Here is a 25,459-nt window from a genome sequence, read left to right on the forward strand (position 1 = left end):
ACCACAGAGGCGGGGATCACCCGGTCCCATCCCGAACCCGGCAGTTAAGCCCGCCTTCGCCGAGAGTACTGCAGCGCAAGGCTGCGGGAGGGCAGGGCGTCGCGCTCGCGGAGGGCGCTTTTCTTTTTGCGCGCGGTCCCGCGCGCGAGGAGATGCGCGGAATGCGCCGCACGCGCCGTGAAGGCCCGCAGGGCGATATCCTTTGCGGGCCTTTCCGTGTTCAGGGGCCGTCCCGCGGTTCGCGGGGCGGCGCGCATCGCATGCGCCGAAGTCCCGCAGAGAAGGATCCCCTCTGCGGGACTTTCTGCGTTTTGAAGTCGAGAAGCGTTTGTTGGATGCTTGGCCTTTCTCCGTGCGGCTGTTTTGGAACAATGCAGGTTCGCGGTTTCGGCTGTTACCTAATTGTGTATGAAACGTGGATGGTGGGTGGACTATACTTCTGATTAGGGATTGGAGTGAATGCTCGCAATTTTGCAGACTGTTTCTATGGGCTGCAAGGGAGGAGATCCATTATGGCTGTTGATAAGATGCTTGTTGCGTTCGATGAATCTGAGGGCTCTAAGAAGGCGCTCAAGACCGCATCCGAATTGGCTGCGGCAAATCCGAATGCCCATATTGACCTTGTCTATGTGGTGCCTATTCCGATGCTGAATTCTGATCAGATGGCCAGCTTCCAAAGTATTTTGGACTTGATGATCTCCGACGGCGAAGATTTGTTGGCGGCTGCCGCAGATGATATGGGCGATGATGTTTCAGTTCGCACGGACTCACTCTTGCTTACCGGTACCAATCCTGCTAGCGAGATTCTTCGACTTGCGGATCAGCGCGGTTATGACCTGATTGTGATCGGAAACAGGGGGCTTTCCGGTTTGAAAGAGTATACGGGCAGCGTTAGTCATAAGGTGCTTGCTGGAGCTAAGGTTCCTGTGCTGGTTGTAAAATAGCCTCAAGATTCTCATTCGAATTATGATTGGCCGTATGCGAATATTCGCATACGGCCAATTTTCCTGTATGGGGCGCATTCGCCGAAAGGCTGTTAAGGGCGCATTGCATTGAGCACAGGCTTCAGATCACGCTTGCGGGTATTTGCGTATTGGCGAGTGCGCGGTTTTCTACCTTGCGCGCAGCTCCCAGAAGGCAACAGCGCTTGCTGCCGCTACGTTGAGGCTGTCGACTCCGTGTGCCATGGGGATACGCACGGTGTAGTCGCAATGCGCAATAGTGCTTGCCGCCAAGCCGTCGCCTTCGGTTCCTAGCACCAGGGCAAGGCGTTCTTCGCTGACAAGTTGTGGGTCGTCGATAGCGATTGAATTATCTGACAGCGCTAACGCAGCGGTCTTGAACCCAAGGCTGTGCAGAAGAGGAATCCCGTCATGTGCCCATGAGCCTGCTCCCGTAGCCCCCGAATCAGCGCCGATACGGGCCCAGGGAATTTGGAATACGGTTCCCATGGAAACGCGTACCGCTCGACGATAGAGCGGGTCGTAACAGGCTTGCGTGACGAGCACTGCATCTATTCCGAGCGCGGCTGCACTGCGGAAGATGGCTCCGACATTAGTGTGATTCGTGATGTCTTCGAGCACGGCTACTCTTCGGGCGTCGCGGCATACTTCTTCAACGCTTGCGGCGATGGGGCGCTGGAAGGCCCCGAGCGCACCGCGGGTGAGTTCAAAGCCGGTCAGCTGCTTGAGTTCGCCATGCGGGAGTATGAACACCGGAAGATCGAAATCCGGGTATCGTTGCTTGATTTGCTCGATGATGGGCTTCATGCCGGGAAGGAACTTCTCCTCCATCAGCAGCGACAGCGGCTGCATGCCACCTGCGACGGCGCGTTCGATGACCTTCGATGACTCGGCGATGAACATGCCCTTCTCGGGTTCGAGCTTGTTTCGCAATTGCACCTCCGTCAGGCGCGCGTATGCGTCAAGGCGGGGGTCGTCTATGGTGCTGACGTTGATGATCATGAGTCGTTCTTCCTGTTCGATGTTGCTTGGGGTCAATCATACCCGATGGCCGCAAAGATGCGCAGCAAGTGCGCGGAACCTGCAGTAGGGCGCGATGGGGCGGCGGCTCGGCAGCGTGCGTAAGGACGGCAGTTTGGCGGAAACCCTGGAGAAGCTAAGCGCTAAGACGAGGCGACGGGTGAAAAGACGGACGGACTGGCAAGCGGGGGAGGGATAGGGTTGCGGTCGTTTTGTTAGGTGCAAAACGAGACCTGTGGCAACGAGGATCGAATCAATAAAAGGCTCATGGCCTGAGCTCTGTTGTCTCAATCCATGAGGTGAGCTTATGCGGGAATATCGGGAATGCTCGATTGGCTCTTTAAGGGTGCATTGCGGCCTGCTACACGTTAAAACGAAGCTTCCGTTACTTTGTGTCGAGGAAAGGTGCGGTTTTCGCGCCGTAGCAGAAAAGCCGGTCTGGGTTCCTTGGCAAGTCGTGAAAACTGTATCCCTTAGATGCGGGCGCGGTCTCCGAGGTTTGGCGGTCTCGTTGTGTTGAAGGGTATACTCTTGCAAATAGATAACTCGACGAAGGAGCATGGTATGTCGGCATCGCAACATGAGAATGCGCTTGAGCGGGCGGCGCATCCTGAACAGCATCCCGCGTTCGACCGGTTCGTGGCAACGATTTCGGCGTTGCGTGCGCCAGACGGCTGCCCATGGGACCGTGAGCAGACGCATTCGTCTATCGCTCACAACATGATCGAAGAGGCGTATGAAGCGGTCGATGCCATCGAGATGGGTGACGTTTCCCATATGCGCGAGGAGCTGGGCGATGTCCTGTTGCAGGTGGTGCTGCAAAGTCAGATAGCGGCCGATGCGGGCGAGTTCGATATCGAGGACGTTGCAGCGGACGTGGACGCAAAGATGGTCAGACGTCACCCTCACGTGTTCGGGGACGAGGCGGCGGCCGGCGCCTCTGAGGTGTTGAGCCTGTGGGACAAGGTGAAGCTCCAGGAAAAGCAGGCGGCGGATCAGGCTGGTGAAGAAAGCGGAGACGAGCTGCCCGCGGGGTTGCTGGATGGCGTGCCGGTAAGCTTCCCCGCCCTTATGCAGGCGCAGAAGATTTCGCGCAAGGCGGCTGCGGCCGGATTCGAGTGGGATACGCTCGAAGATGTGTGGGACCAGGTTCGAAGCGAAATCGACGAGCTCGATGAGGCATACGACCAAGCTCCGAAGGCATCTAACGGCAAGGTCGAAGGCGACCCCGAGGCCATCGCTCATGTAGAGGAGGAACTGGGCGATGTGCTGTTCAGCATGGTGAACGTTGCCCGTCGCATGGGCGTGAACGCCGAGAACGCGTTGCGTGCTAGCTGCCGCAAGTTCCGGACGCGCTGGTCTGCCATGGAGCGGTCGGCGTTTGAGCAGGGCGTGCGCCTTGAGGATATGACCTGCGAGGAGCAAAACCGCTTGTGGGAGCAGGTGAAGGCCGATTTGCGCGATTAAGCGCGATCGACGGGATGGGGAACTGGCTGTGGTAACGGAACGGTAAGAAAGCCCTTGCCGCTCTGTAAACCTTGCCTTCCGTGCGCTACCATGGTTTCGATTGATAGCATGCGCCGCAAGCCCTTTGGCCTGCGGCGCATATTTTAAAAGCGCGAACTGCGTGAATCGTAGATATACCGCATCGATGGGGTGCGGAGAAGGAGCAAGCCCATGAGCGCGACCGGTGAACCCGATTTTAAAACCGCGGAAAGGCTGCAGGGCCGTACCGTGAAGGAAGATGCCGCAAAGCAATTGCCCATCCCGAACGTGCCCGATCTTTCGGCATTCGATATGAATGGGAATCTGTATATGACCTCGGAGAGCATGGAAAAGCTGCATCGGGCTAGCGTGGAGACCCAGTCGATCATGCAGAAGTACCGGGCTGCGATGAGGGAGATGCAGGTTCGCCTGGAGATTCTGGACCAGGATTTGAACCTGAAGAAGCATCGCAACCCCATCCATCATATTGAAAGCCGCTTGAAAACGCCCGCGAGCATCTACGAGAAGATTGGACGTTACGGGTATGAGGCAACGCTCGAGAACATGGAGCGCTATATCCTCGATATTGCCGGCATCCGCGTTATCTGCCCCTATATCCAGGACGTATACAGCTTGTTCGAGCTGCTTAACCGTCAAGACGATCTTGAGATCGTGAAGGTGAAGGACTATATCGCCTCGCCGAAGCCGAACGGGTATCGCAGCCTTCACGTTATTGCGCGCATCCCCGTGTTCTTCATGGATAAGAAGGAATCCATTCCCGTGGAGATTCAGCTGAGAACGCTGGCGATGGATTTCTGGGCAAGCCTGGAGCACGATTTGAAATACAAAGCCGTCAGCGAAGTACAGGGTATCGATGCAAGCAGCGAACTGAAGGATTGCAGTCGGATCATCGAAGAAGTCGAGTCCCGTATGCAGGTGCTGGCGGGCGCCTTGGAACCCGAAGAGTAGCCATCATGAAGCGCTATGTCACAGATGCGAACAATACGCTGTCTCAGGACGAGCTGAAGTTCACGCGTAATCCCAATGCCGAATTCAATTTGATCACTTGCCGCCCTGATGTGGCATATCAGCGTATCTCGGGGTTCGGTGGCGCATTCACGGAGGCGGCGGCTAACGTGTTCGCTTTGATGCCTCCCGAGCTGCAAGATCGTTTTCTGCTGCTGTGCTTCGGAGGGGCGAAAGACGGCGATCCGGCTGCTGGTGGGAATGCATACAGCTTATGCCGCACGCATATCCAAAGCTGTGATTTCGCGTTGAGCAACTACTCGTATGTCAGGCCCTTCGATTCCAGCTTGCGGTCGTTCACTATTAGCCGCGATAGGCAGCTGCTGCTTCCGTTCATCAAGTGCGGGCTTGCGGTGAATCCGCGGTTGCAGTTGTTTGCAAGCCCTTGGAGCCCGCCGGCGTTCATGAAGACCAACCGCCGCATGAATGGGGGCGGAAAGCTACGTCGCTCGCAGTATGAGGCGTGGGCCGAGGTGTTGGCGAAATATGTGGATGCGTATGCGCGCGAGGGCGTGCGCATAAGCCGTATGAGCGTGCAAAACGAGCCCATGGCAAGCCAGGCGTGGGATTCGTGCCTGTTCAGTGCGGAAGAGGAAGCTCAGTTTGCGGCGGCGTACCTGCGTCCGGCCCTGGATGCGTCGGGTCACGGCGACGTCAAGCTGTTCGCCTGGGATCACAACACCGACAAGATATTGTCGCGCGTCCAGTCAACCTTCGGGGCTCCGGTGGATCGGGCGGGGAAGCTGCCGCTTGCCGCCGCCGGCTGGCGAGCCGAGGGCACGGTGGCCTCCGATGCCTTTGCAGGTGTTGCGTTCCATTGGTATGCGGGCGATCATTTCGAGCAGGTGGGCGAGGTGGCGCGGCGCTGGCCGGACAAGGAGCTGCTGTTCACCGAAGGTTGCGTGGAGTACACGCGGGGCGAAGAGCGCAAGGCCACGCAGGAGCGCAAGGCGGAGCAGTATGCACATGCCATCATAGGCAGCCTGAACGCGGGCGCTGCCGGATTCATTGATTGGAATCTGCTGCTCAATGAGAAGGGTGGGCCGAACCGTGCCCGAAACTTCTGCGAAGCGCCGTTGATGTACGATCGCGATAAGCGCGAGTTGGTGGCAAATCGATCGTTCTTCTATATGGCGCACTTCTCGCGTTTTGCGCCGGTAGGCTCCCGTCGCTTCCTGACCTCGCGTTATACCGACGATCTGGAGACGGTGGGCTTCCTGCGCCCCGATGGGTCGCGTGCGCTGGTCGTGCTGAATCGCCACGCCAGGCCGCGAAAGCTCCTGGTATCGGAGGGGGTGTTCACGGCGGAGTGCAAGGCGGCGGGGCACAGCATAACCACGTTGGTGTGGGACGCGGATGAGGTGCGCGACAGGTAGGCTTTTGCGCGGGCGATGGTTTTCGCCGTTGTTTGAAACCGCCCTTGACCTGAAGTGCGCTCTAGCCTTTACCATCGAATGAGACGAGAGGAGCATTCGATGACTGTAGAGAACAACACCGTGCCGAAGCTGGGCTTCGGCTGCATGCGCTTTCCGCTTACCGACCCCAAGGATGTCACCGCCATCGATATCGATCAGGTCAAGGAGATGGTCGACCTGTTCATGGACGCCGGGGGCACGTATTTCGATACCGCGTTCGTCTACCATGACGGGTATTCCGAGGTGGCGTTGCGCGAGGCTCTGGTGGAGCGTTATCCGCGTGATAGCTTTACTATTGCTACGAAGTGCCTCGCCTGGGCGTTGCCTGATGCCGAAACCGCCAAGGCGTGCCTGGACACGTCTCTTGAGCGGTTGGGCACCGACTACGTGGATTATTACCTGTTGCACAACGTTGGCGGCGAGCGTACGAAGAAGTTCGACGACTTCGGTATGTGGGAATGGGCGCAGGAGATGAAGGCCGCCGGTAAGATCCGCAACGTGGGCTTCAGCATGCACGACGGTGCGGAAACGCTCGACCAGCTGCTCAACGATCATCCCGAGGTGGACTTCATCCAGCTGCAGGTGAACTATCTGGACTGGGAAAGCCCCGTGGTGCAATCGCGTCGCAACATGGAGGTTGCCCGCAAGCACGGCAAGCCGGTGGTGATCATGGAGCCCGCACGTGGCGGACGTTTGGTCGATTTGCCGGCAGCCGTTGCGGCGCCGCTGCTGGAGGCGCGCCCTGATCTGAGTCAGGCGTCGTGGGCGTATCGCTTCTGCTACAACCAGCCCGGCGTGCTCACCGTGCTTTCCGGCATGTCCACGCCCGATCAGATGAGGCAGAACATCGCCGAATGGCATGAGCACGGCGGCGGGTTCTCCCCGGAGGAGCAGAAAGCGCTCGATGCAGCGCGCGAAGTGTTGGCCGCTATGCCCACGGTGCCGTGTACCAATTGCCGTTACTGCGTGAAGGACTGTCCGCAACAGGTTGCCATTCCCGAGATCATGAACCTGCTGAACCTGGAGGTTCAAACGGAGAACACCGAGTTCGCCAAGCAGCAATATAGCTGGCAGGCGGTGCCGGGCCGTGCGAGCGACTGCATCCAGTGCGGCGCCTGCGAGGCCATGTGCCCGCAGAGCATCAACATCATCGAGCAGCTCGAGAAGGCCGCCGAGCATTTCGAATAGAGGTTTGGGGCCGGTTGCAGCCGAGAAGGCCGCCAAGCGTTTCGATCAAAGGCTGCTGCGGAGTGACCGTTGTCGAGAAGGTGGCCGTCCTTAAGCCGCGATGCGGAGCTGGCGTGGCTGCCGGAGGCGGCCGAGCGCTGCGAAGCTGCAATGCGGAACGGGGTCGAAGCAACCATACGTGAACGGGGTCGAAGGCGATGTGCGCTTTCGACCCCGTTCGTTTTCGCCGTCTGCATTGCGGGCGGCGTTCTCCTGTCCGCTTATCGGCGCTTTGCTAGGCCAGTTTGCCCTGCAGTTCCTTCGCGGCCGCGGCTTTGTCGAAGTTGCCGCCGGTGCGCTTGGTGAGCTCGCCCATGACGCGCCCCATCTCCTTCTTCGTGGTTGCGCCCGTTTCGGACAGCACGGTGTCGATAAGTGCGGAAAGCTGCTCGCCAGCCAGCTGCTGGGGCAGCAGCTCTTCGAGCATCTTCACCTGAGCGGAAAGCGTGTCGGTGCGCTCCTGGTCGTTGCCGGCCTTGATGGAGCCTTCCAGCGTTTCCTTGGTTTGCTTGATGACGCGTTTGGTCATGTCGTCGACGTCTTGCTCCGTGATCTCGCGGCGCTCGTTCACCTCGATGTTCTTGATTTCGCCGTGCACTTGGCGAAGGATGGACAGGCGTACCTTGTCGTGTGCCTTCATGGCTTGCTTGATGTGTTCTTTCAGCTCGTCGTATTGCATGTGCGCTCCTTGATTTCGAGGTCCTGCGGCGCCTGGCGCCAGGTGTTCCATTTGCTAGTATAACGCCGCTTGCAAGACGCTGGCTTCCGCTGCGCAGCCGCATCGCTACAGGTGCGCAGCATACGGGAGCCGTTATGCCGTCCGTATGGTATAACTGGTGCCTATGGATACTGAAATGACATACCCCGCATCGCCGGATATGCCTTCCGGCGTCGGCAAAAACCCTGCAACACCTGCCTCCTCCCATGCCTGGACCCCGTCGCAGTTCAAGCCGCGCGACCTGCGCAAGGCCCGGGCGCATCGCCACGAGCCTGCGGAGACCTCGGCGAACGAGGCGAACAGGAAGCGCAACGTGCGCGAGTACACGCTGGGCGAGGAGATAGCCAACTCCATTTCGCACGGCATCGGCGCGCTTCTGGCCATCGCCGCCATTCCCATCCTTGTGGTGAAGGCGGTAAGCCACGGCGGCGGCATCTTGCTATTCGCTGCATTGGTGTACACGCTCACCATGCTGCTGGAATACACCATGTCCACGCTGTATCACGCATTGGCGGTCGACAAGGCCAAACGCGTGTTCAAAGTGCTGGATCACAGCTGCATCTACCTGTTCATCGCCGGTTCGTATACGCCGTTTTGCTTGATCTCGCTTGCCGATTCGAACGGTATCGTGCTGTGCGCGTTCGTGTGGGTCCTTGCCGTGATAGGCGTTGCCTGCGAGGCGTTCTGGGTTTTCCGCCCGCGTTGGATTTCCGCTGTGCTCTATCTTGCGCTGGGCTGGTCCATCGTGGGATTTTTGCCGGCGCTTGTCCAAGCCATCCCTGCTGCGGGTCTGTGGCTGCTGGTCGCAGGCGGTCTTTGCTACTCGGTCGGATGCATCTTCTATGTGTTGAAGAAGATTCCGTACATGCATTCCATATTCCATTTATGGGTTGTGGCGGGAAGCGTGCTGCAATTCCTGGCGATTGCGCTGTATGTCATGTAGGCTAGCTCAAAAGGAAATTATCACTAGGAGCGGTTTTAGCGCATGAACGGGAAAAACGAAGACGGCGACGGCAAAAAGGGGCTGAAGGGCATTCTCGGCTTTTTAGGCGCACCGAAGCGCCAGGCCCTGTCTGCCGAGGATGAGATCAAGGATTTCGTGGCGGACAGCGACGATCTGCTCGATGACGAGAAGCGCATGATCCATGAGATCTTGGACCTGGGCGACATGGACGCCGGCGAGATCATGACGCCGCGTGTGGACATGATCTTGGTGGAGGACACCGAAACCGTGCGTCAGGCGGTTGACCGCATGATGGGAACGGGCTATTCGCGCCTCCCGGTGTTCCAGGGGGATATCGACCGCATCGTCGGCGTGGTCCACTATAAGGATCTGGTGCCTCCCGTGCTTGATGGGCATGGCGACAACCTGGCCGTCGACTACGCATTCGAGCCTCTGTTCGTGCCCGAGTCGAAGGATGTGTTCCCGCTTCTGGCCGAAATGCAAACGAAACGGCAACAGATGGCCATCGTGGTGGACGAGTATGGTGGAACCGATGGTTTAATTACCGTCGAGGACATCGTCGAGGAGATCGTGGGCGAGATCGTGGACGAAACCGATCGCGAACGCCCCATTCTGAAGCAGGAAGGTCCCGGCGTGTGGCTTGCCGACGGTCGTTTCCCCGTTGAGGACGCCGTCGAGATGGGTTGGCCGCTTGCCGAGTCCGAGGACTACGAGACCATAGCCGGCTGGGTGCTCAGCATGCTGGATACCGTTCCGCAGATGGGCTACTCCTTCGAGAAGGACGGCTACCGCTTCACCATCCACGCCATGCGGCGTCGCCGCATTCTCGCGGTGCGCGTGGAGCGCGTTTCCGACGATGCCCTGCAAGCATCTGATGGTAAGGCAGGTCAGGAGGAGCAGTGAGCCGAACACGCCAGCTGTACCGGTCGCGCAATGCGCTGGTAGGGGGCGTGTGCGCCGGAATCGCCGAGCGTTTCGATGTCGACCCGCTGGTCGTGCGCATCCTTTTCCTGACGTTCGCCGTGTTGACGCTCGGCCTTGCGGGCCTTGCGTATCTGGTGCTCTGGGCAGTGCTTCCTAAAAGACCCATGCAGGTGAAGCCCGTGAAGGTGGAGCCTGATTCAGTTCATTCCGATACGTTCGGCGCGGTGGACTGCCGTCGCGCTCGAGGTGCCGCAATGGGGCGCTGCGCGAATGCCGTGCCCTATGTGGGCGCGGCGCATCTGCCGCCTGTGCCGCCTGTTATGGCCGAGAAGGCCCGATGCGACCAAGCGCCTGCGATGGGCCTGGACACCGCTTCCGTTGGGCCTCGCGATGCGAAAGCCGGCGAAGGGGATGGCCCTTCGACTGCTCGGATCGTGCTCGCCCTTACGGCCGGCTGCCTTTTGGCCTCGTTGGGCGCATCGTTTGCGGTGTCGGGTTTTTTGCACGGGGTTGCCTGGTGGCAATGCTGGCCGTTGGCCTTGGTGGTCTTCGGCATTGTGCGCATAGCCGTGCCGGGCAGCGAAGGCGAGCGCGCTTTGGCGTTTTTCGCGGGCGTCTCCGTGTTCGTGGCGGGGTTGACGCTGCTGCCTATGAGCATGGGGTTCGTCTCGTGGACCACGTTGTCGAAGATGTTCGAGTATTTATGGCCCCTTCCCGCGTTGGCGGCCGTTTTGCTGGCTGTGGGGGTTTATGTTCGCCGGCCTGTCGTTATCGTGGTAGCCGCAGTGCTTGTGCTGTTGTTCTGCGTGCTCGGTTTCGACTTGCTTTTCGAGCCCGGTCCGCTGCGCGAGTTGTCTTTCGGCACGCCGCTGGGACGCGAGTATCGTTTTCCCTTGCCCTTCGATTAACTGAACCGATAGGTCTGCATAACGGCCATGCGCAGCGCGCATGGCCGTTTCCGTTCCATAAGGCACCGCTCGTCGGATGCTGTACGCTTGTTCGTGTTTTTGTTTTGCCCAAGCTATGGGAAGCCACCTGGGGAAATATAAATGTTTTACTTGTCAATCGAACAAACGATGAAGGGCGCCTTCACAAGATTTTGCCGGTTTCGGGCCTTCCGGTACAATAATGCCTGTCAGAACAGCATATCGCCCTTCAGGCAGCAAATCCTTTCGACAATCGAAAACAAGCTGTCGCCGCCCTGGCGGTCTGGTCGTGTGCTGCGAGCGAAAGGTTTTGTTTGAAGAAACGCAATGCATACCGCACCGGCGGGCTGGCGCTGAAGATCGTCGGCCTTGCTTGCGCATCGTGCGTGCTGGCAGGTTGCCTGGGCGTAGGATTCGCAACCGCCGCCGGTGGCGTTTCCCATGATATGCAGACGTTCGGCATCAGCGAGGTCAGCACGCCGGGCAGTGCGTCGGCATCGGCGGAGTCCCTGTCCGATCAGGCTGCGGACGCCTCCGTGACCGCAACGTCCCGATTGGCAGCCGCCGGAACGCGCGACATCTCGAAGGGCGTCGCCGCCATCGAGGCCGAGGAGGAGGCCGCCCGTCGCGCCGCCGAGGAGGCGCAGCGGGCCGAGGATCTGGCGCATACGCAGGCTGCGCTTGCCAACAGGGATGCCCAGCTTTCCCGTGACGAAGGCGCCGGCCTGACGGGCCTGGCCGAGGTCGACTGGAACGTCAGCAAGGCGGAGTTCGTGGGCGAATGGACGCTGCGCATCGACGCGTATCTGGCGGGAAGCCCGCTTTCGGGCTATGGTGCCACGTTCGCCGAGGCGGCTTGGGAAAACGGCGTGGATCCGCGTTTCTCCCCGGCCATTTCCAACACGGAGTCCACGAAGGGCCTCAATTGCTTCCGTAGCCATAATGCGTGGGGCTGGATGGGCGATACGTCCTGGGGAAGCTGGAGCGAATCCATCAATGCGCACGTGCAGGGCCTGGCAAGAGGTTATGGGTACACCATTTCCCTGGCGAACGCCAACAAGTACTGTCCGCCAACCTATGAGGACTGGTACGCGAAAACGCTTGCGCAAATGCAGCTGATCTAGTGCGAAGGCGGCCTGCGGGCCGCCTTTTGCGTTATCCTGTTGCGTGAACTTTGGGAAGGATTTGCACATGAGCAACGTCATCGTGGTGGGCTGCGGCCGCGTGGGATCGCAGCTGGCCAATATGCTGTCGGACAACGGCAGCAACGTGTGCGTGATCGACCGCAACGTGGACGCGTTCGCTAATTTGGGGCGCAACTTCAACGGGTCAACCATTCAGGGCGTGGGTTTTGACGAGGAAACGCTGGAGAAGGCGGGCGTCGATGAATGCGACGTCGTGGCGGCGGTGACGCAGCTGGATAACACCAACCTTATGTGTTGCGAGGTGGCAAGCCGCCTGTTCGGCGTCCCCCACGTCATCGCGCGCCTGTACAACCCCGACCATGAGCGTGCGTACATGCAGCTGGGCATCGATTACGTGTGCGGCACGTCGCTGGTGGCTGAAGACGTGTTCAGCAAGGTGGTTTCCGGGCACGGTGCGCATCTGGACACGTTCGGCGAGTTCGAGGTGCTGCGATTCTCCCTTGACTTGAGCTGGTCCGAGCGAAACACCATCCGCGTTGCGGAGATGGAACGCGATCACGACATCCGCATCGTGGCGTTCGAGCGTGGCGACGGCAGCGCCAGCTCCATTCCCACGCGCGAGTCCATCCTGTACAACGGGGACTCGGTGCTGGCGTGCGTGCGCCATGAGCTCATCGAGCAATTCAGCAAGTATATCCAAGATTAGCGCGGTTTCCGCTTGCCCGATGGCGAAGCGGGGGAGGTTTGGCTGATGTACGTAGTGATCGCCGGCGGCGGCAAAATCGGCGAATATCTGGCGAACGTGCTGCTTGAGAGCGGCAACGACGTGACCATCATCGAGGAGGATCTGGAAACGGCCGACCGCTTGTCGGTGGTTTTGCAGGGTCGTTACCTGGTCATCCACGGCGACGGCTGCGATTCGAAGTATCAGGAGGATGCGGGAATCCGCCGCGCGGACGTGTTCGTGGCAACCACGGGCCAGGACGACGACAACCTGGTCTCGTGCGAGATCGCCCAGCGCGTGTTCAACGTGCCGCGCTGCATCGCCCGCGTGAACAGCCCGAAGAACCTGCGCATCTTCCACGAGGTGGGCATCGAGTGCGTGTCGTCCACCACGCTCATCGCCAACCTTATCGAGGAGGAGACGCTGCTGGGCAGCGTGAGCGTCGTGTCGTCGCTGACGCATGGCAACGTCATGCTGACCGAGGTGGTCGTCCCGCGCATGCGGCATCATTCTAACGACGCCGGCGTGCTGGCAAGCGCCATCCCCCTGCCCCCCGACAGCATCATCGCGGCGGTCGCGTCAAGCGACAACGTGGAGGTGGTGAACGAGGATACGGTGCTGTTCCCCGGTGATAAGGCAATCGTGGTGACGGATAACCAGGTCATCGACGCCGTGCGCGCCGCGTTCAAAGGTCTGTAGCAACGGAATAGGGAGCTTGCGTAAACCGAGCCCCTCATGAAAGGACCCGAAATGGAAATCCATTTCGGGTCCTTTCGCGTTAAAGGGATAGGCCGAAGCGTGAAAGCTAGCGGCGAGCAAGGTGGCTTCATCGCTTAAAGCCGGATGGCGCTTGCGTGCATGCAGGAAAGCGCACTGCCGTGGCTTTAGCGCGGCGTGTTCGCCAGCTCGTCCAAGGCCTCCTGCGGCGTGTACTCGCACGTGCCGTCGCCCAGCTTCACCACGTCGATGCTGTCGCCTGCCTTGATCTTGCCGCCGGCGAGGGCGACGAAGAAGATACCCTCGCGCGGGAAGATGCAGTCGCCGGCCAGATAGAAGATCGCGCACTTCTTGTGGCATACCTTGCCCTGCTGAGACAGCTCCAGCAGCACGTCGTCGCCGATTTTAAGCTGCGTGCCAAGCGGCAGCGCCATGAGGTTGATGCTCTCGGTGGTGATGTTCTCGGCGAAATCGCCTTCCTTCACGTCCAGGCCGCGTGCCCGGGCCTTCTCGATGGATTCCCAGGCCAAAAGCGAAACCTGACGATGCCAGTCTCCGGCGTGCGCGTCCTCGGCGACGCCGTGATGCGCCTCGATGGTCACCGGGCCGTCCACCACGGTTTTGCGCGTGCCCTTGCGCTTGGACACGCAGACGGCGCGCACGGTGCCGTGCGTGGTGCTTTCAGCGTCGGGTCCTTCCATGCGGCCCTTGTCGAACACGTTGAGCTGCTCGCCCGCCTTGTGCGCGACGGCTTCGGCATTACATACTTCGAGAGCGTCGTCCTGTCGGCTCTCGTCTTTCTCGAGCGTCATGATTCCCCCAATAAACCTAGTGAATAGCTAGGCGCATCTTATCATATCGGAGGATGATTCGGCGAACGAACACGTTGAATCCGCGAAAGGCGGGGCTGGCGTGCGTTCACGCGGTTTCGGCCTTTCGCGGAGTTGCGCGCTTGTTGGGCCGGTGGGCCCCTTGTGCGTTGCTGTTCGCGGCGCGTTTCGTGTCGGCAGGGCTTTCCGTTCGCCTGCTTCCATGCGTAAACCATCTGCAGAAACGCGCGCGGCGTCGGTGCGCCGTACGCGCGCACGGTATGATGAGGTCATCAACTATCAACCGCGAAAGGGGTCGTTGTGATCAACCGCTACACGCGCCCGGCCATGGGCGCCATCTGGGAGCTTCAGAACAAGTTCTCCATCTGGAAGGAAATCGAGGTGCTGGCGTGCGAGGCTCAGGCCGAGCTCGGCCAAGCCGGCATCACGAAGGAGGAGGCGCAGTGGATCCGCGACCACGCCGACTTCACGGTTGAGCGCATCGACGAGATCGAGAAGGTTACGAACCACGACGTCATCGCCTTCACCACGTGCATGGCCGAGTACATCGACGCCGACGTCCCCGAAGGCCAGGAAAAGCCCAGCCGTTGGGTGCACTACGGCATGACCTCCTCCGACCTGGGCGACACCGCGCTGTCGTACCAGATCGTGCAGGCGATCGACATCATCCTTGACGACGTCAAGCAGCTGGGCGAGACGTGCAAGCGCCGCGCATTCGAGTTCCAGAACACCCTGTGCGTCGGCCGCACGCACGGCATTCACGCCGAGCCCATGACGTTCGGCATGAAGTTCGGCAGCTGGGCTTGGGCGCTCAAGCGCGCGCAGACCCGCCTGGAGCAGGCTCGCGAGGTCGCGGCAACCGGCGCCATCTCCGGCGCGGTGGGCACGTACTCCAGCATCGACCCCTACGTTGAGAAGTACGTGTGCGAGAAGCTGGGCCTGACGCCCGACCCGCTGTCCACCCAGGTGCTGGCGCGCGACCGCCACGCCCAGGTCATGTGCGCGCTCGCCTGCGCCGCCGCAACGCTGGAGTCCGTCGCCATGCAGGTGCGCCTGCTGCAGCAGACCGACGTTATCGAGGCGGAGGAGCCGTTCAAGAAGGGCCAGAAGGGCTCGTCGGCAATGCCCCACAAGCGCAACCCCATCACGGCCGAGCGCGTGTGCGGCCTTGCGCGCTGCGTGAAGGCGAACGCCCAGGTGGCGCTCGATAACGTGGCGCTGTGGTTCGAGCGCGACATCAGCCACTCCGGCACCGAGCGCGTGGCGCTGGCCGACAGCTTCATCGCTCTGGACTATATGTTCGCCAAGATGCAGTGGATCTTGGACGGCCTGCAAACCTATCCGGCGAAGATGGAGCACAACGTGTGGCGCACCAAGGGCCTCATCTTCTCCAGCAAGGTGCTGCTGGCCCTGGTGAACACGGGCATCACCCGCGAGGAGGCGTACGTCATCGTGCAGCGCAACGCCATGGCCGTGTGGGAGGACATCCACAACGCTATCGACGGACCCACGTATCGCGAGCGCTTGGAGGCCGATCCCGAGGCAAAGCTGTCCAAGGAGACGCTCGACGAGATCTTCGATCCGTGGGACTTCCTGACCCGCAAGGATGAGGTGTTTGAGCGCCTGGAGGGCCTCGAGTTCTAAACAGCGGATGTGCGGGTGCGCGTCTGAGCCTGTGACAAACTAGCGAATAAAGAAGCGCCGCGACTTGAAGCCGCGGCGCTTCTTGCTGTCTATCGACGGTTTTCCGGGTCGGGCGCGGAAACGGCTCCCGCGCCCGCTGCCCGTTACGCGCGCAGGAACGCCTCGTAGCCGCGCTCGGCCTCGTAGATGTCGGCTTTGCTGGTGGCTTCCCAGGGGCTGTGCATGGAGAGCACCGCCACGCCGGAGTCGATGACGTCCATGCCGTACTTCGCGGGGATGTACGCGATGGTCCCGCCGCCGCCGGCGTCGACTTTGCCCAGCTCGCAGGTTTGGAACTGCACGCCGGCGTCGTCCATGATTTTGCGGATGCGCGCCATGTACTCGGCGCGGGCGTCGTTGCTGCCCGACTTGCCGCGTGCGCCCGTGTACTTGTTGAACACTAGGCCGTGGCCCAGGTATGCGCTGTTCTTCGCTTCGAAGACGCTGGCGTAGGCAGGGTCGAAGCCTGCGGAGACGTCGGAGGAGAGCATGGCGGAAGCGGCCAGCGCGCGGCGCAGCGGCAGCATGTCTCCCTCGCCGGCAAGCTCCATGATCTCGGCGATGGTGTTCTCGAAGAACTGCGAGGCCATACCCGTGGCGCCCACGCTGCCGATCTCCTCCTTGTCCACGAGCACGCACACGGCGGCGCGGTCGAGCTCCTCGCCGGCGACGGCAAGCTGCGCCACCAGCGAGGTGTAGGCGCACACGCTGTCGTCCTGGCCGTAGCCGAGCACCATGCTACGGTCGAAGCCCAGGTCGCGGGCGCGACCGGCGGGCACGACCTCAAGCTCGGCGGACAGGAAGTCCTCTTCCTCGATGCCGTACTTGTCGGCAAGCAGCTTGAGGGCGAAGGCCTTCACGGGGTCCTTCTGCTCCTTGGCCTCGCCGTCCTCGTCGCGTACCACCAGGGGGCGGTTGCCGACCAGGATATCAAGCGCCTCGCCTTCCACCACTTCGTTGGCCTTTTTGCCCATCTGCTGGTTCGCCAGGTGGATGAGCAGGTCGGAGATGCAGAAGACGGGGTCGTCGGCGTCCTCGCCGATCTTCACGTCCACCACGCTGCCGTCCTTCTTGGCGATCACGCCGTGCAGCGCCAGCGGGACGGTGACCCATTGGTAGTGCTTGATGCCGCCGTAGTAATGGGTGTCCATGAAGGCAAGCTCGCTGGATTCGTACAGCGGGTTCTGCTTGACGTCCAGGCGCGGGCTGTCGATGTGCGCGCCCAGGATGTTCATGCCATCGGTCAGCGGGCGGGCGCCCAGCTGCACCAGGATGACCGCCTTGTTTCGCATGGTCGCCCACACCTTGTCGCCGGGGACAAGTTTGCGGCCTGCGGAGATGGCGGTGTCAAGGCTTTCGTAGCCGGCGGCCTCGGCGCTGCGGATGGCGGCAGCGGAGAACTCGCGCTCGGTCTTGTTCTCGGAGATGAAGTCGATGTAGCCGGCGGCAAGCTGCTCGAGCTCGGCCAGCTGGTCCTCATCGTAGCGTTTCCACGCGGATTCGCGTTCCATATACGCTCCTTGCATTCGGGGATCGTTGCTCGCAGACGATAGTACGCCAACAGGGGCGGGCACGCTAGGCGGGGAGGGGGTGCAACGGGGAAAGCCGACAACTGCGACGGCCGCGTTCGCGGTTCGCGGAGGCGGCCGGCGGGAAAGAGCCCCAGGAGTTGGGTCGCCGCCGTATGCCGAAAGCAAAGGGTTCCACTCTTCTTGCGAGTCGCTGCGAGGATGCTATGAAATGAGAGAGATCCAGTCGATGGAGCTGTCAGCCGGGTATTGCTGCTCGATGGTTTGATTCTCGGTCTGGAATTGCTCGGCGGTGATAGCTGTCTTGTTACCCTGCGCATCAATCTTCACGTAGGTTCCGCTCTCCATGCCGAGCTTCTCGACTACGTTGAGGTTGTCGGTGCGACCCTTGAAACCGTTCGTGTAGTCCGTCCAGGCGTCGCCGACGCCGGTTGGGTAGGCGCTCAGCGTGCTCACGGTGATCATCCAGTCTTGGAAGCCGCCGCTTCCGCGTTCGTAAAGATAGTCGCCGGCGCAAACGCGCATAATCGAACGTTCCCATGAATAAGCGACGCGAACAGGGGCGTTGTTGACATAGGACCAGATGTCGAACGCCTGCGTGTCGGACTGCGCATTTTTGCAGCCGATGATCAGCTCGGGGACGTTATCGCCATTCAGATCGGAAAAGGCGTAGCAAACGTTCGAGAAGCCGTTGTCCGCCCAATCCATAAGATAATTGGGAAGGGCCATCGAATTCACGTAAGGGTGTCTAGAGGCCAGGTCGTCCTTGCTGAGCTTGGCGGAATCGTCTGCAAGCGAGCGATAGTCGTCGACGACCGCTTGCAAGGCGGTTTGCGCCTCTGCGGCGGGATTGACGGGCGCGGGCGTGGGCTCGGGCTCCGGTGCGGTATCGGGTGCCGGCTCTTGCTCCGGCACCGCAGCAGCCGATGGCTGTTCCTGTTGCTTTATCTCCGGGGTCTCTTGTTCGGCTGACGTCTGTTCGTCTGCGGGTTTTGCCGGGCTGCTGATGGAGAGAGCGCCGAAAGCGACTCCGCCGGCGATAAGCGCAAACGCCACGGCCGAAACCGCGATCACGGCGGGCTTTCCGATGGCTTTCCGGGGCGTATCCTCTTGGGAACAGGACGTTGCGCCGGATGCGCTTGCCGATTCTTGGCCGTCGGCTGGGGGTTGTTCGCTGGTTGCGCTTCCGCAGGTTGGGCAAAACCGTGCATTTTCGGAAAGCTTCGCTCCGCAATGCTCGCAGTACATCGATGCCTCCTTCGCGGCTGCAGTTATGCCTGCAACCGATACCTGATGCTAAAGACTACGGCAATCCGTTCAGAGCGGTTGCCTTGCTTGTGGATCGAGTCAATTTGTGATGGCTTATTAGCTACGGCCGGGGGTGTCCGCATTTGGGGCAAAACGATCCGGCGTTGCCCGTCTTTCCGCACGGGCAGTCCCATGTGCTCGCCGCGACGGGGCTGATGGGCACCGTCGGCTGTGCGGGCTGGGAGGGTTGGGCAACCGTCTGCTCGGCCTTGCTCGTCGGGGTATCGCTGGAATGGCGCTTTGCAGCGAATATCCCGCTCAGATCGATTGAATCATTGAATGCCGAATCGGTCGATCCGAGCATTTTGTTGCGGATGTCGTGCAAATCGACCGCGCCGCGGATGAACATCATGCTCCATTCGAAAAGCAGGCGGTTGACAACCTCGAGAATCACGAATGCGAAGACGGCCGCGACAAGACCTTCGAAGAAGGCTCCCACTGCCATGATTCCTGATTCCGATGTAATAGACGTAGATGCGGCGGACATAAAGGGGAAGATCAGACAAAATGCCGCTATACAGGTTGTTGAGAGCGCGTACAGGAACTTCGTGATGCTCTCGATGAACAAGTGGTCGAAGCCAAAGAACTTGGTGAGCGGCTTTGTCTTGTCCGCTTTCTTGCTTGCGAACTTGATGAACAGCACGATCGCCGCCGCAATGGCCGCAATCCCCAAAACGGGTGCGATGATGCCGATGGCTGCAGTCATTCCGAGAAACCCAATTGAACCATGCATAACGTTCCCTCCTTTTCGAACCCCTAAAGCGGCCCTTCCTGCCGCAATGAAGATAGTATACCGGTAACGGCGCCCGCTGGCATTCGTCGCAATCGCCTTGGCGGGAATCGTCCCGGAGGGCGAGTCGCGGAACCGGGCGGAGGGACGCCGGACGCTGATTCGCCTGTTTTCTTTGCTTGTTGTTCGGCTACTATGGAGCCATCATGCTTCTGTTGTAGCGGATGCTGTTTGGTGGTTAGCGGTAGGGGGGTGCGCTATGTTCTGCGCGAATTGCGGAAAGCCGATTGGAGACGATGCCAGGTTCTGCGAGTTTTGCGGGGCCCCGGTTCTTGATGAAGAGCCTGCGTCGTATGCTGGCGACGCCTTGGGTCGGCAAGCGGGGGATACCGTCTCAGCGCAGGCGTCGCCGTTGCAAGATGTTGGGGACAATCAGGGGTTTCGCCCGGCGGTGGCGCAAGGGACCGCCTCCCGGAGCAAGGGCATCTCCCCGCAGGTTGCGACCGTTGCGGCGGTATGTGCGGTTCTTGTCATCGCGGTAGCCGTGTTCGCTGTGCCTCGCATCGTCGGAGCGGTTGATGGCTCGTCTAGCGAGGCGGTAAGTCGGCAGCAGACCGACCAACAGGCCCAACAGCAATCCGACGGGGCGCAGGGATCCGCCACGGAAAACACCGTCTCCCAGCAAGTGCAGGTGAAAAGCGGCATCTCCGAGTATTCGTGGGCTGACCTTTCGAATATCGCTGCGGAAATAGAGCGCACGGCGAAAAATCGCGACGATGCCGTGAAGGTGGCGGCAAGCTACAACCTTGTGAAGCCGGACGGCTCGTTTACCGGCGAAGAGAAGACGCTGCAGACATCTATGGGAAACGTCGACGTGTTCATCGTCGACGTGTTCAAAGACAAGGGATCGAGCGGGCGAAACGCGGCGTTCACGTTCATGACCTCGGATATTTTCGCCGAGCATCCTATGAACCCCACGGCTTCGAACTCCGGTGGTTGGAAGTCCTCGGGTATGCGTGCTTGGCTGAACGGGGACGTGCTGCAGTCGTTCCCCGATGAAATGCGCTCTAACGTGATGCCGGTGAGCAAGCTGTCGAACAACGCCGGTAAGACCACCTCGTCTGCAAGCGTCACCGAAACGCAGGATAGCGTATGGCTGTTCTCCTGGATGGAATGCCTTGGCCCCATTGCGTGGAACAAAGGATCTGACCAAAGCTATATCGATACGGTGGACAATAAAGAGGGCTCGCAATACGCTTGGTTCAAGCAGCAAGGCGTTGCCGGCGAGCAGGGCCACGCTTCGCTTGATCGCAGTATCGCCGGATCGAGCAATCCCGGCGTTTGGTGGATGCGCTCGTCGGCTCCCAATGTCGCAACGTCGTTCGGAGATATGGGGCCGGAAGTTGACAACGGCGGCTATGCCTCCACCGCGGAGGGCGTCGTGTTCGGATTCTGTTTGTGATGGGCGCGGCAGTGCGGGCCGCTGGCGTTTTGCTGGCGGCAACGACGGTGCTGTTTGCATCGTGTTTGCTTGCTGGATGCGATTCTGGCCAGGAGAAACGGGGAGAGGTGACCGGCATCTCCGATGTTGAGGCGCTTGTCGACTGCGTCGATGATGCTCGGGCTAGCGAAGCCGTGGCGCCTGCTTCGGCGCCCGAGGGCTTGCGGGATGCGTTGGAGCAGGCTACGGAGGCTCATACGGGGACTTATGCCGTTGCATGCGCATCGGCTGATGGATCTTGGTCGGTCAACGTGAACGGTGACGAGCCCTTCGTTTCTGCCAGCATCATTAAGCTGGCGATATTGGGGACTTTGCTCGACCAAGCGCAATCCGGGGTGCTATCGCTTGATGATTCGGTAACCGTGGGCCCGTCGGATGTAGTGGGAGGTACGGGCGTTATCCAGGCATCGGGTGCTGGCGGGTCGTATACGTATCGCCAGCTTGCCGCTTATATGATTCAAGATAGCGACAATATTGCCACTAATCTGATTATCGATGCGGTCGGTATGCCGGCTGTGAACGAGTATACGAGGGGTATCGGCCTCACGCAGACCGCGCTCAACCGCCGTATGATGGATTTCTCTACGGATGTCGAGAACTATACGTCGGCGAATGACGTTGCGCATATGTTGCAGCTTGTCTACCAGGGGAAGCTGGTGAGCTCGGACGCGAGCGAGTTCGCCCTTGACTTGTTGAAAGGTCAGCACGATGACGCTGGACTGCTTGAAGGGTTGCCGGCGGGCAGTGTCTTTGCCCACAAGACGGGTACGCTCGATGGCGTGTTCAATGATGGGGGCATCGTGCTCGACCAGAATCCCTATGTGTTGGTGGTGCTTTCCGGCGATGCCGAAAGGTCGCAGGCGCAGGATTGCATGGCCGATGTTGCGCAAAAGGCGGATTCTGCGATCGGCTAACGGGCATACTGGTTCGCTTTTCCCTAACAACCCGCAACGGCGGTGGCCGGCTGTTGCGGGTTGTTCTCATTGCGGCTGTTTTTCGGTTGCCTCCGTTGCGATTCGGTATCCCGGCAATGGCGAAGCTCTTCCGTTTACGGCGGTGGTTGCCGCTGCGGCTTTTACCGGGCGGCAGATTAGTCTCGATCTTCGAAGGTAACGGATTCCGCGCATTTCGCGAAAGCGGGGCGAACAGGGCGAGCGGCGGGGGATAATCATAGCGATTATCTTCAAATTCGAAAGGCGGCTGCATGCTGCAACTGATAAACGTGTGCAAGTCCTACACCACTGCGGATTTCACGCAAACCGCGCTCGACCATGTGTCGGTGGCCTTCCGCGACAACGAGTTCGTGGCGGTGCTCGGCCCTTCGGGCTCGGGCAAGACCACCATGCTCAACATCATCGGCGGCCTTGACCACTACGACGGCGGAAACCTGCTTATCGACGGCGTGTCCACAAGCGAATACAAAGATCGCGATTGGGACGCGTATCGCAACAACCGCATCGGCTTCGTGTTCCAGGCCTATAACCTTATCCCGCACCAGATCATCCTGGAAAACGTCGAGCTGGCCCTCACGCTTTCCGGCGTGTCCCGCGCCGAGCGTCGCCAGCGCGCCGTCGAGGCGCTCGGTCGCGTGGGGCTTGCCGAGCACGTGAACAAAAAGCCCAGCCAGCTTTCCGGTGGCCAGATGCAGCGCGTCGCCATCGCCCGTGCGCTCATCAACGACCCCGAGATCTTGCTGGCCGACGAGCCCACGGGCGCGCTCGATTCCAAAACCAGCGTGCAGATCATGGACCTGCTCACCGAGATCGCCGACGACCGTCTGGTCATTATGGTCACGCATAACCCCGAGCTGGCGCAGCGCTACGCTACGCGCATCGTCACCTTGGCCGACGGCGTCATCCGCGACGACACCCGTCCGTTCGACCCGGCGGCTGAGAGCGCCCCGCTCCGCGCCGCCAAGCAGGCCCGCCGCACCAGCATGTCGTTTCTCACGGCGCTTTCCCTGTCGTTTAAGAACCTGCTCACGAAGAAGGGCCGTACGCTTATGACGGCGTTCGCGGGAAGCATCGGCATCATCGGCATCGCCGCCATTTTGTCCCTGGCCAACGGCGTGAACAGCTACATCGCCAACGTGGAGGAGGAGACGCTTTCCGAGTACCCGCTGCAAATCCAGGACCAGGGGTTCGACATGACCAGCATGATGGGGCTGGGAAGCGGCGCGGAAGGTTCGTCGGTCGAGAAATCCCAGGACGATGCGTCCGATGGTGATTCCGATAAGCCCGTGCACGAGTCGAAGATGATCGCGAGCACGTTCGATAGCATCGGCAGCAACGACCTGGCGTCGCTGAAGGAGTTCTTCGATTCAGGCGAATCGGGCGTGGAGCCGTATGTGAGCTCCATCGAATATGGCTACAACGTCACGCCGCAGATCTTCGGCTCCGACACGTCGGGCGGCGTGCATCAGGTGAACCCGGACAAGTCGTTCAGCAGTATCGGCTTGGGTTCGTCCACGGCCTCAAACGGCATCATGTCGTCGATGATGAGCACCAACATCTTCTACAAGCTGCCCGACAACATGGGCATGGTCGAGGGTCAGTACGACGTTATGGCAGGTCATTGGCCTGAAAACTACGACGAGGTCGTGCTGGTGCTCACGCCGGGCGGCAGCGTGAGCGATTTCATGCTCTACTCCATGGGCCTGCGCGATCACGCCGAGCTCGAGAGCATGGTGCGCGCCTTCGCGAACGAGGAGGCCGTCAACGCGCCGAGCGACAGCCTGTCGTTTTCCTACGATGACCTGATGGGCGTCCGCTTCAAGCTGGTGAACGCCGCGGACTTCTACCGGCGCGACGACGAATACGGCGTGTGGAAGGACAAGTCCGGCGACGATGCCTATATGAGGAACCTGGTGGACAACGGGGAGACGTTGAAGATCGCGGGTGTCGTGAAGCCGAAGGAGGGCGCGAAGATCACCTCCCTGCAAACGGGGCTGTACTATCCCTCCAGCTTGGTGAACCACCTGATCGACCAGGCGGGCAAGATCCAGATCGTGCAGGACCAGAAGGCGAACCCGGCAACGAACGTGATCACGGGCAAGTCGTTCGCCGATGAGGAAAGCGACCAGAAAAGCGGCAACGGCTTCGATATGTCCAGCCTGTTCACCATCGACGGGCAGAAGCTGCAGAGCGCCTTCACGTTCGATCAAAGCGCGCTGACCGCGGGGTTGCAGGGCGCCGATCTGGGCGCCAGCATGGATTTGTCGGGCATAAACCTGGACCTTTCCAGCTTGCCCGCCTTCGACGCGTCCTCCATCAGCATCGATCCGAGCGCCATCGACGTCAGCAAGCTGAGCCTTGATTTCAGCGGATTGGACATCAGCTTCGACGGCGTGCAGCCCACCATCAAAACCGATGTGCTCACCGCTGGCGTCATGGGCGTCGTGCAGGGATACCCTGCGTGGTTGGCGGCGCATCCGGAATATGCGGGAAGCGTCGATACGGCCGTGGCGGCGTATCTGGCCGACCCCGCCACACAGGCGGCGATGCAGCAGGTCATCGCCGACTCCATCGACTTCAGCGGCATGTCAAGCCAGATCGAGCAGCAGCTGCGCGACCAGCTTTCGCAGCAGATCGGCCAGCAGCTCCAGCAACAGCTGCTTCCGGCGCTGACCCAGGTCATCTCCTCGCAGCTGCAAACGCAGCTCGGCGCTGCCATGCAAACCTATATGCAAAGCGCCATGGCGCAGGTGATGACCCAGTTCGCAAGCGCGATGCAGCAGCAGGTGTCCGCCGCGATGAACTCGTATATGACCAGGCTCGCCGACAACATGTCCAGCGCCATGGGCATCGACCAGTCCGCGTTTGCCGACGCCTTCCAGATGAACATGGACGAGAACGAGCTTGCCGAGCTTATGGCAAGCCTCATGTCCACGGAGCAGTCCAGCTACGACAACAACATGAAGAAGCTCGGCTGGGCCGATTATGCCAAGCCCGCTAGCATCGACATCTACCCGAAGGATTTCCCCAGCAAGCAAAGCGTCATCGACATCCTCGACGCCTATAACGATCGCATGGAGGCGAACGGCGAAGAGGGGAAGGTGGTCAGCTACACCGATATCGTGGGCGCGCTGATGAGCTCGGTCACCACCATCGTGAACATGATCAGCTACGTGCTGGTGGCGTTCGTCGCCATCTCGTTGGTGGTCAGCTCCATCATGATCGGGGTGATCACCTATATCAGCGTGCTCGAGCGCAAGAAGGAGATCGGCATCCTGCGCTCCATCGGCGCCAGCAAAGGCGATATCAGCCGCGTGTTCAACGCCGAGACCGTTATCGTGGGCTTCACGGCGGGCGTCATCGGCATCGGGTTGACCGCGCTTGCCTGCATTCCCGCCAACGCCATCGTGTACTCGCTGTTCGATGTCCGCAGCGTGGCCATCCTGCCCTGGCAGGCGGCGGTGGTGCTCGTGGGCATCAGCGTGCTCCTTACGTTCCTGGCGGGCCTTATCCCCTCAAGCGCCGCCAGCAGAAAGGACCCGGTCGAGGCCCTGCGGTCGGAATAAGGCGGCAGCGTTCGGTAACGTTTCTGGCGGCAGGCCCCGCTTTCCGCTACACTGCAAGGGTTGATTGTGAGCGCCCGGCGTATCGCTACGCCGGGCGTTTTTGCGT

At 60.5% G+C, this 25,459-nt stretch carries 21 protein-coding genes, 1 rRNA gene and 1 pseudogene; 16 read left to right on the plus strand and 7 right to left on the minus strand.

From position 1 onward, the window contains the following. A 5S ribosomal RNA gene (gene rrf, locus Q0D52_RS05045) occupies positions 1-108 on the plus strand; the annotation flags it as partial. 404 nt (positions 109-512) lie between these two features. Beyond that, on the plus strand, positions 513-944 hold the full coding sequence (locus tag Q0D52_RS05050; RefSeq protein ID WP_294380608.1) for a universal stress protein: 432 nt from the start codon (positions 513-515) through the stop codon (positions 942-944). A 168-nt stretch (positions 945-1,112) separates the two neighbouring features. Here the strand turns inward: Q0D52_RS05050 and Q0D52_RS05055 are convergent, their stop codons facing one another. Next, a complete protein-coding gene (locus tag Q0D52_RS05055; RefSeq protein ID WP_294380610.1) occupies positions 1,113-1,964 on the minus strand; it encodes an RNA methyltransferase in 852 nt (283 codons plus the stop codon). Between the two features lie 582 nt (positions 1,965-2,546). Here Q0D52_RS05055 and mazG point away from each other — a divergent pair. From mazG to Q0D52_RS05075, 4 genes are all read left to right on the plus strand, one after another. Continuing rightward, positions 2,547-3,449, plus strand: coding sequence for a nucleoside triphosphate pyrophosphohydrolase (mazG, locus tag Q0D52_RS05060; RefSeq protein ID WP_294380612.1), 903 nt, complete (start codon positions 2,547-2,549; stop codon positions 3,447-3,449). 210 nt (positions 3,450-3,659) lie between these two features. Next, complete coding sequence (locus tag Q0D52_RS05065) at positions 3,660-4,436, plus strand: GTP pyrophosphokinase family protein (RefSeq protein ID WP_294361373.1); 777 nt, start codon at positions 3,660-3,662, stop codon at positions 4,434-4,436. Between the two features lie 5 nt (positions 4,437-4,441). Beyond that, a complete protein-coding gene (locus Q0D52_RS05070) occupies positions 4,442-5,869 on the plus strand; it encodes a glycoside hydrolase family 30 beta sandwich domain-containing protein (RefSeq protein WP_294380614.1) in 1,428 nt (475 codons plus the stop codon). A 99-nt stretch (positions 5,870-5,968) separates the two neighbouring features. After that, the gene (locus tag Q0D52_RS05075; protein WP_294380616.1) at positions 5,969-7,096 is read left to right on the plus strand and encodes an aldo/keto reductase; all 1,128 of its coding nucleotides are present in this window, start codon (positions 5,969-5,971) and stop codon (positions 7,094-7,096) included. A gap of 274 nt (positions 7,097-7,370) precedes the next feature. Here the strand turns inward: Q0D52_RS05075 and Q0D52_RS05080 are convergent, their stop codons facing one another. Next, positions 7,371-7,814, minus strand: a complete 444-nt coding sequence (locus tag Q0D52_RS05080; RefSeq protein ID WP_294361379.1) for a GatB/YqeY domain-containing protein — start codon at positions 7,812-7,814, stop codon at positions 7,371-7,373. A gap of 175 nt (positions 7,815-7,989) precedes the next feature. On the opposite strand from Q0D52_RS05080, the gene Q0D52_RS05085 reads away from it, so the two are divergent. The 6 genes from Q0D52_RS05085 (at position 7,990) to Q0D52_RS05110 (ending at position 13,235) form a co-directional block, all read left to right on the plus strand. After that, entirely contained in the window at positions 7,990-8,796 is an 807-nt protein-coding gene (locus tag Q0D52_RS05085) for a hemolysin III family protein (protein ID WP_294380618.1), read from the plus strand. Between the two features lie 42 nt (positions 8,797-8,838). After that, the gene (locus Q0D52_RS05090) at positions 8,839-9,720 is read left to right on the plus strand and encodes a hemolysin family protein (RefSeq protein ID WP_294361383.1); all 882 of its coding nucleotides are present in this window, start codon (positions 8,839-8,841) and stop codon (positions 9,718-9,720) included. Then, positions 9,717-10,649 (plus strand): PspC domain-containing protein, encoded by a 933-nt coding sequence (locus Q0D52_RS05095; RefSeq protein ID WP_294380621.1) that lies wholly within the window; start codon positions 9,717-9,719, stop codon positions 10,647-10,649. Before Q0D52_RS05090 ends, Q0D52_RS05095 begins: the two co-directional genes overlap by 4 nt. A 332-nt stretch (positions 10,650-10,981) precedes the next feature. Then, a complete protein-coding gene (locus Q0D52_RS05100) occupies positions 10,982-11,791 on the plus strand; it encodes a hypothetical protein (protein WP_294361388.1) in 810 nt (269 codons plus the stop codon). Positions 11,792-11,858: 67 nt separating this feature from the next. Then, positions 11,859-12,518, plus strand: a complete 660-nt coding sequence (locus Q0D52_RS05105; protein ID WP_042436957.1) for a TrkA family potassium uptake protein — start codon at positions 11,859-11,861, stop codon at positions 12,516-12,518. A 45-nt stretch (positions 12,519-12,563) separates the two neighbouring features. Then, positions 12,564-13,235, plus strand: a complete 672-nt coding sequence (locus tag Q0D52_RS05110) for a TrkA family potassium uptake protein (protein ID WP_294380623.1) — start codon at positions 12,564-12,566, stop codon at positions 13,233-13,235. A 185-nt stretch (positions 13,236-13,420) separates the two neighbouring features. Here the strand turns inward: Q0D52_RS05110 and Q0D52_RS05115 are convergent, their stop codons facing one another. After that, complete coding sequence (locus Q0D52_RS05115; RefSeq protein ID WP_294380624.1) at positions 13,421-14,065, minus strand: MOSC domain-containing protein; 645 nt, start codon at positions 14,063-14,065, stop codon at positions 13,421-13,423. 318 nt (positions 14,066-14,383) lie between these two features. On the opposite strand from Q0D52_RS05115, the gene purB reads away from it, so the two are divergent. Beyond that, a complete protein-coding gene (purB, locus tag Q0D52_RS05120; protein WP_294380626.1) occupies positions 14,384-15,727 on the plus strand; it encodes an adenylosuccinate lyase in 1,344 nt (447 codons plus the stop codon). A gap of 143 nt (positions 15,728-15,870) precedes the next feature. Here the strand turns inward: purB and Q0D52_RS05125 are convergent, their stop codons facing one another. From Q0D52_RS05125 to Q0D52_RS05135, 4 genes and pseudogenes are all read right to left on the minus strand, one after another. After that, a complete protein-coding gene (locus Q0D52_RS05125) occupies positions 15,871-17,277 on the minus strand; it encodes an aminopeptidase (protein WP_294380627.1) in 1,407 nt (468 codons plus the stop codon). Between the two features lie 222 nt (positions 17,278-17,499). Then, positions 17,500-18,369: a hypothetical protein gene (locus Q0D52_RS05130; RefSeq protein WP_294380630.1), complete on the minus strand. Its 870-nt coding sequence runs from the start codon at positions 18,367-18,369 to the stop codon at positions 17,500-17,502. A gap of 111 nt (positions 18,370-18,480) precedes the next feature. Beyond that, positions 18,481-18,543 (minus strand): annotated as a pseudogene (locus Q0D52_RS10100) (zinc-ribbon domain-containing protein); the annotation flags it as partial. A 121-nt stretch (positions 18,544-18,664) separates the two neighbouring features. Continuing rightward, positions 18,665-19,336, minus strand: coding sequence for a DUF4282 domain-containing protein (locus Q0D52_RS05135; RefSeq protein WP_294380632.1), 672 nt, complete (start codon positions 19,334-19,336; stop codon positions 18,665-18,667). Positions 19,337-19,592: 256 nt separating this feature from the next. Between Q0D52_RS05135 and Q0D52_RS05140 the strand changes: the two genes are divergently transcribed. From Q0D52_RS05140 to Q0D52_RS05150, 3 genes are all read left to right on the plus strand, one after another. After that, positions 19,593-20,795: a DUF6273 domain-containing protein gene (locus Q0D52_RS05140; protein ID WP_294380634.1), complete on the plus strand. Its 1,203-nt coding sequence runs from the start codon at positions 19,593-19,595 to the stop codon at positions 20,793-20,795. A gap of 107 nt (positions 20,796-20,902) precedes the next feature. Next, positions 20,903-21,748 carry a serine hydrolase gene (locus Q0D52_RS05145; RefSeq protein WP_294380635.1) on the plus strand — a complete coding sequence of 282 codons (846 nt, stop codon included), beginning with the start codon at positions 20,903-20,905 and terminating at the stop codon, positions 21,746-21,748. A gap of 290 nt (positions 21,749-22,038) precedes the next feature. After that, positions 22,039-25,353: an ABC transporter ATP-binding protein/permease gene (locus Q0D52_RS05150; RefSeq protein WP_294380636.1), complete on the plus strand. Its 3,315-nt coding sequence runs from the start codon at positions 22,039-22,041 to the stop codon at positions 25,351-25,353. Positions 25,354-25,459: the final 106 nt, after the last annotated feature.

The organism is uncultured Senegalimassilia sp. (genome assembly GCF_934630535.1).
Classification (GTDB): Bacteria; Actinomycetota; Coriobacteriia; order Coriobacteriales; family Eggerthellaceae; genus Senegalimassilia.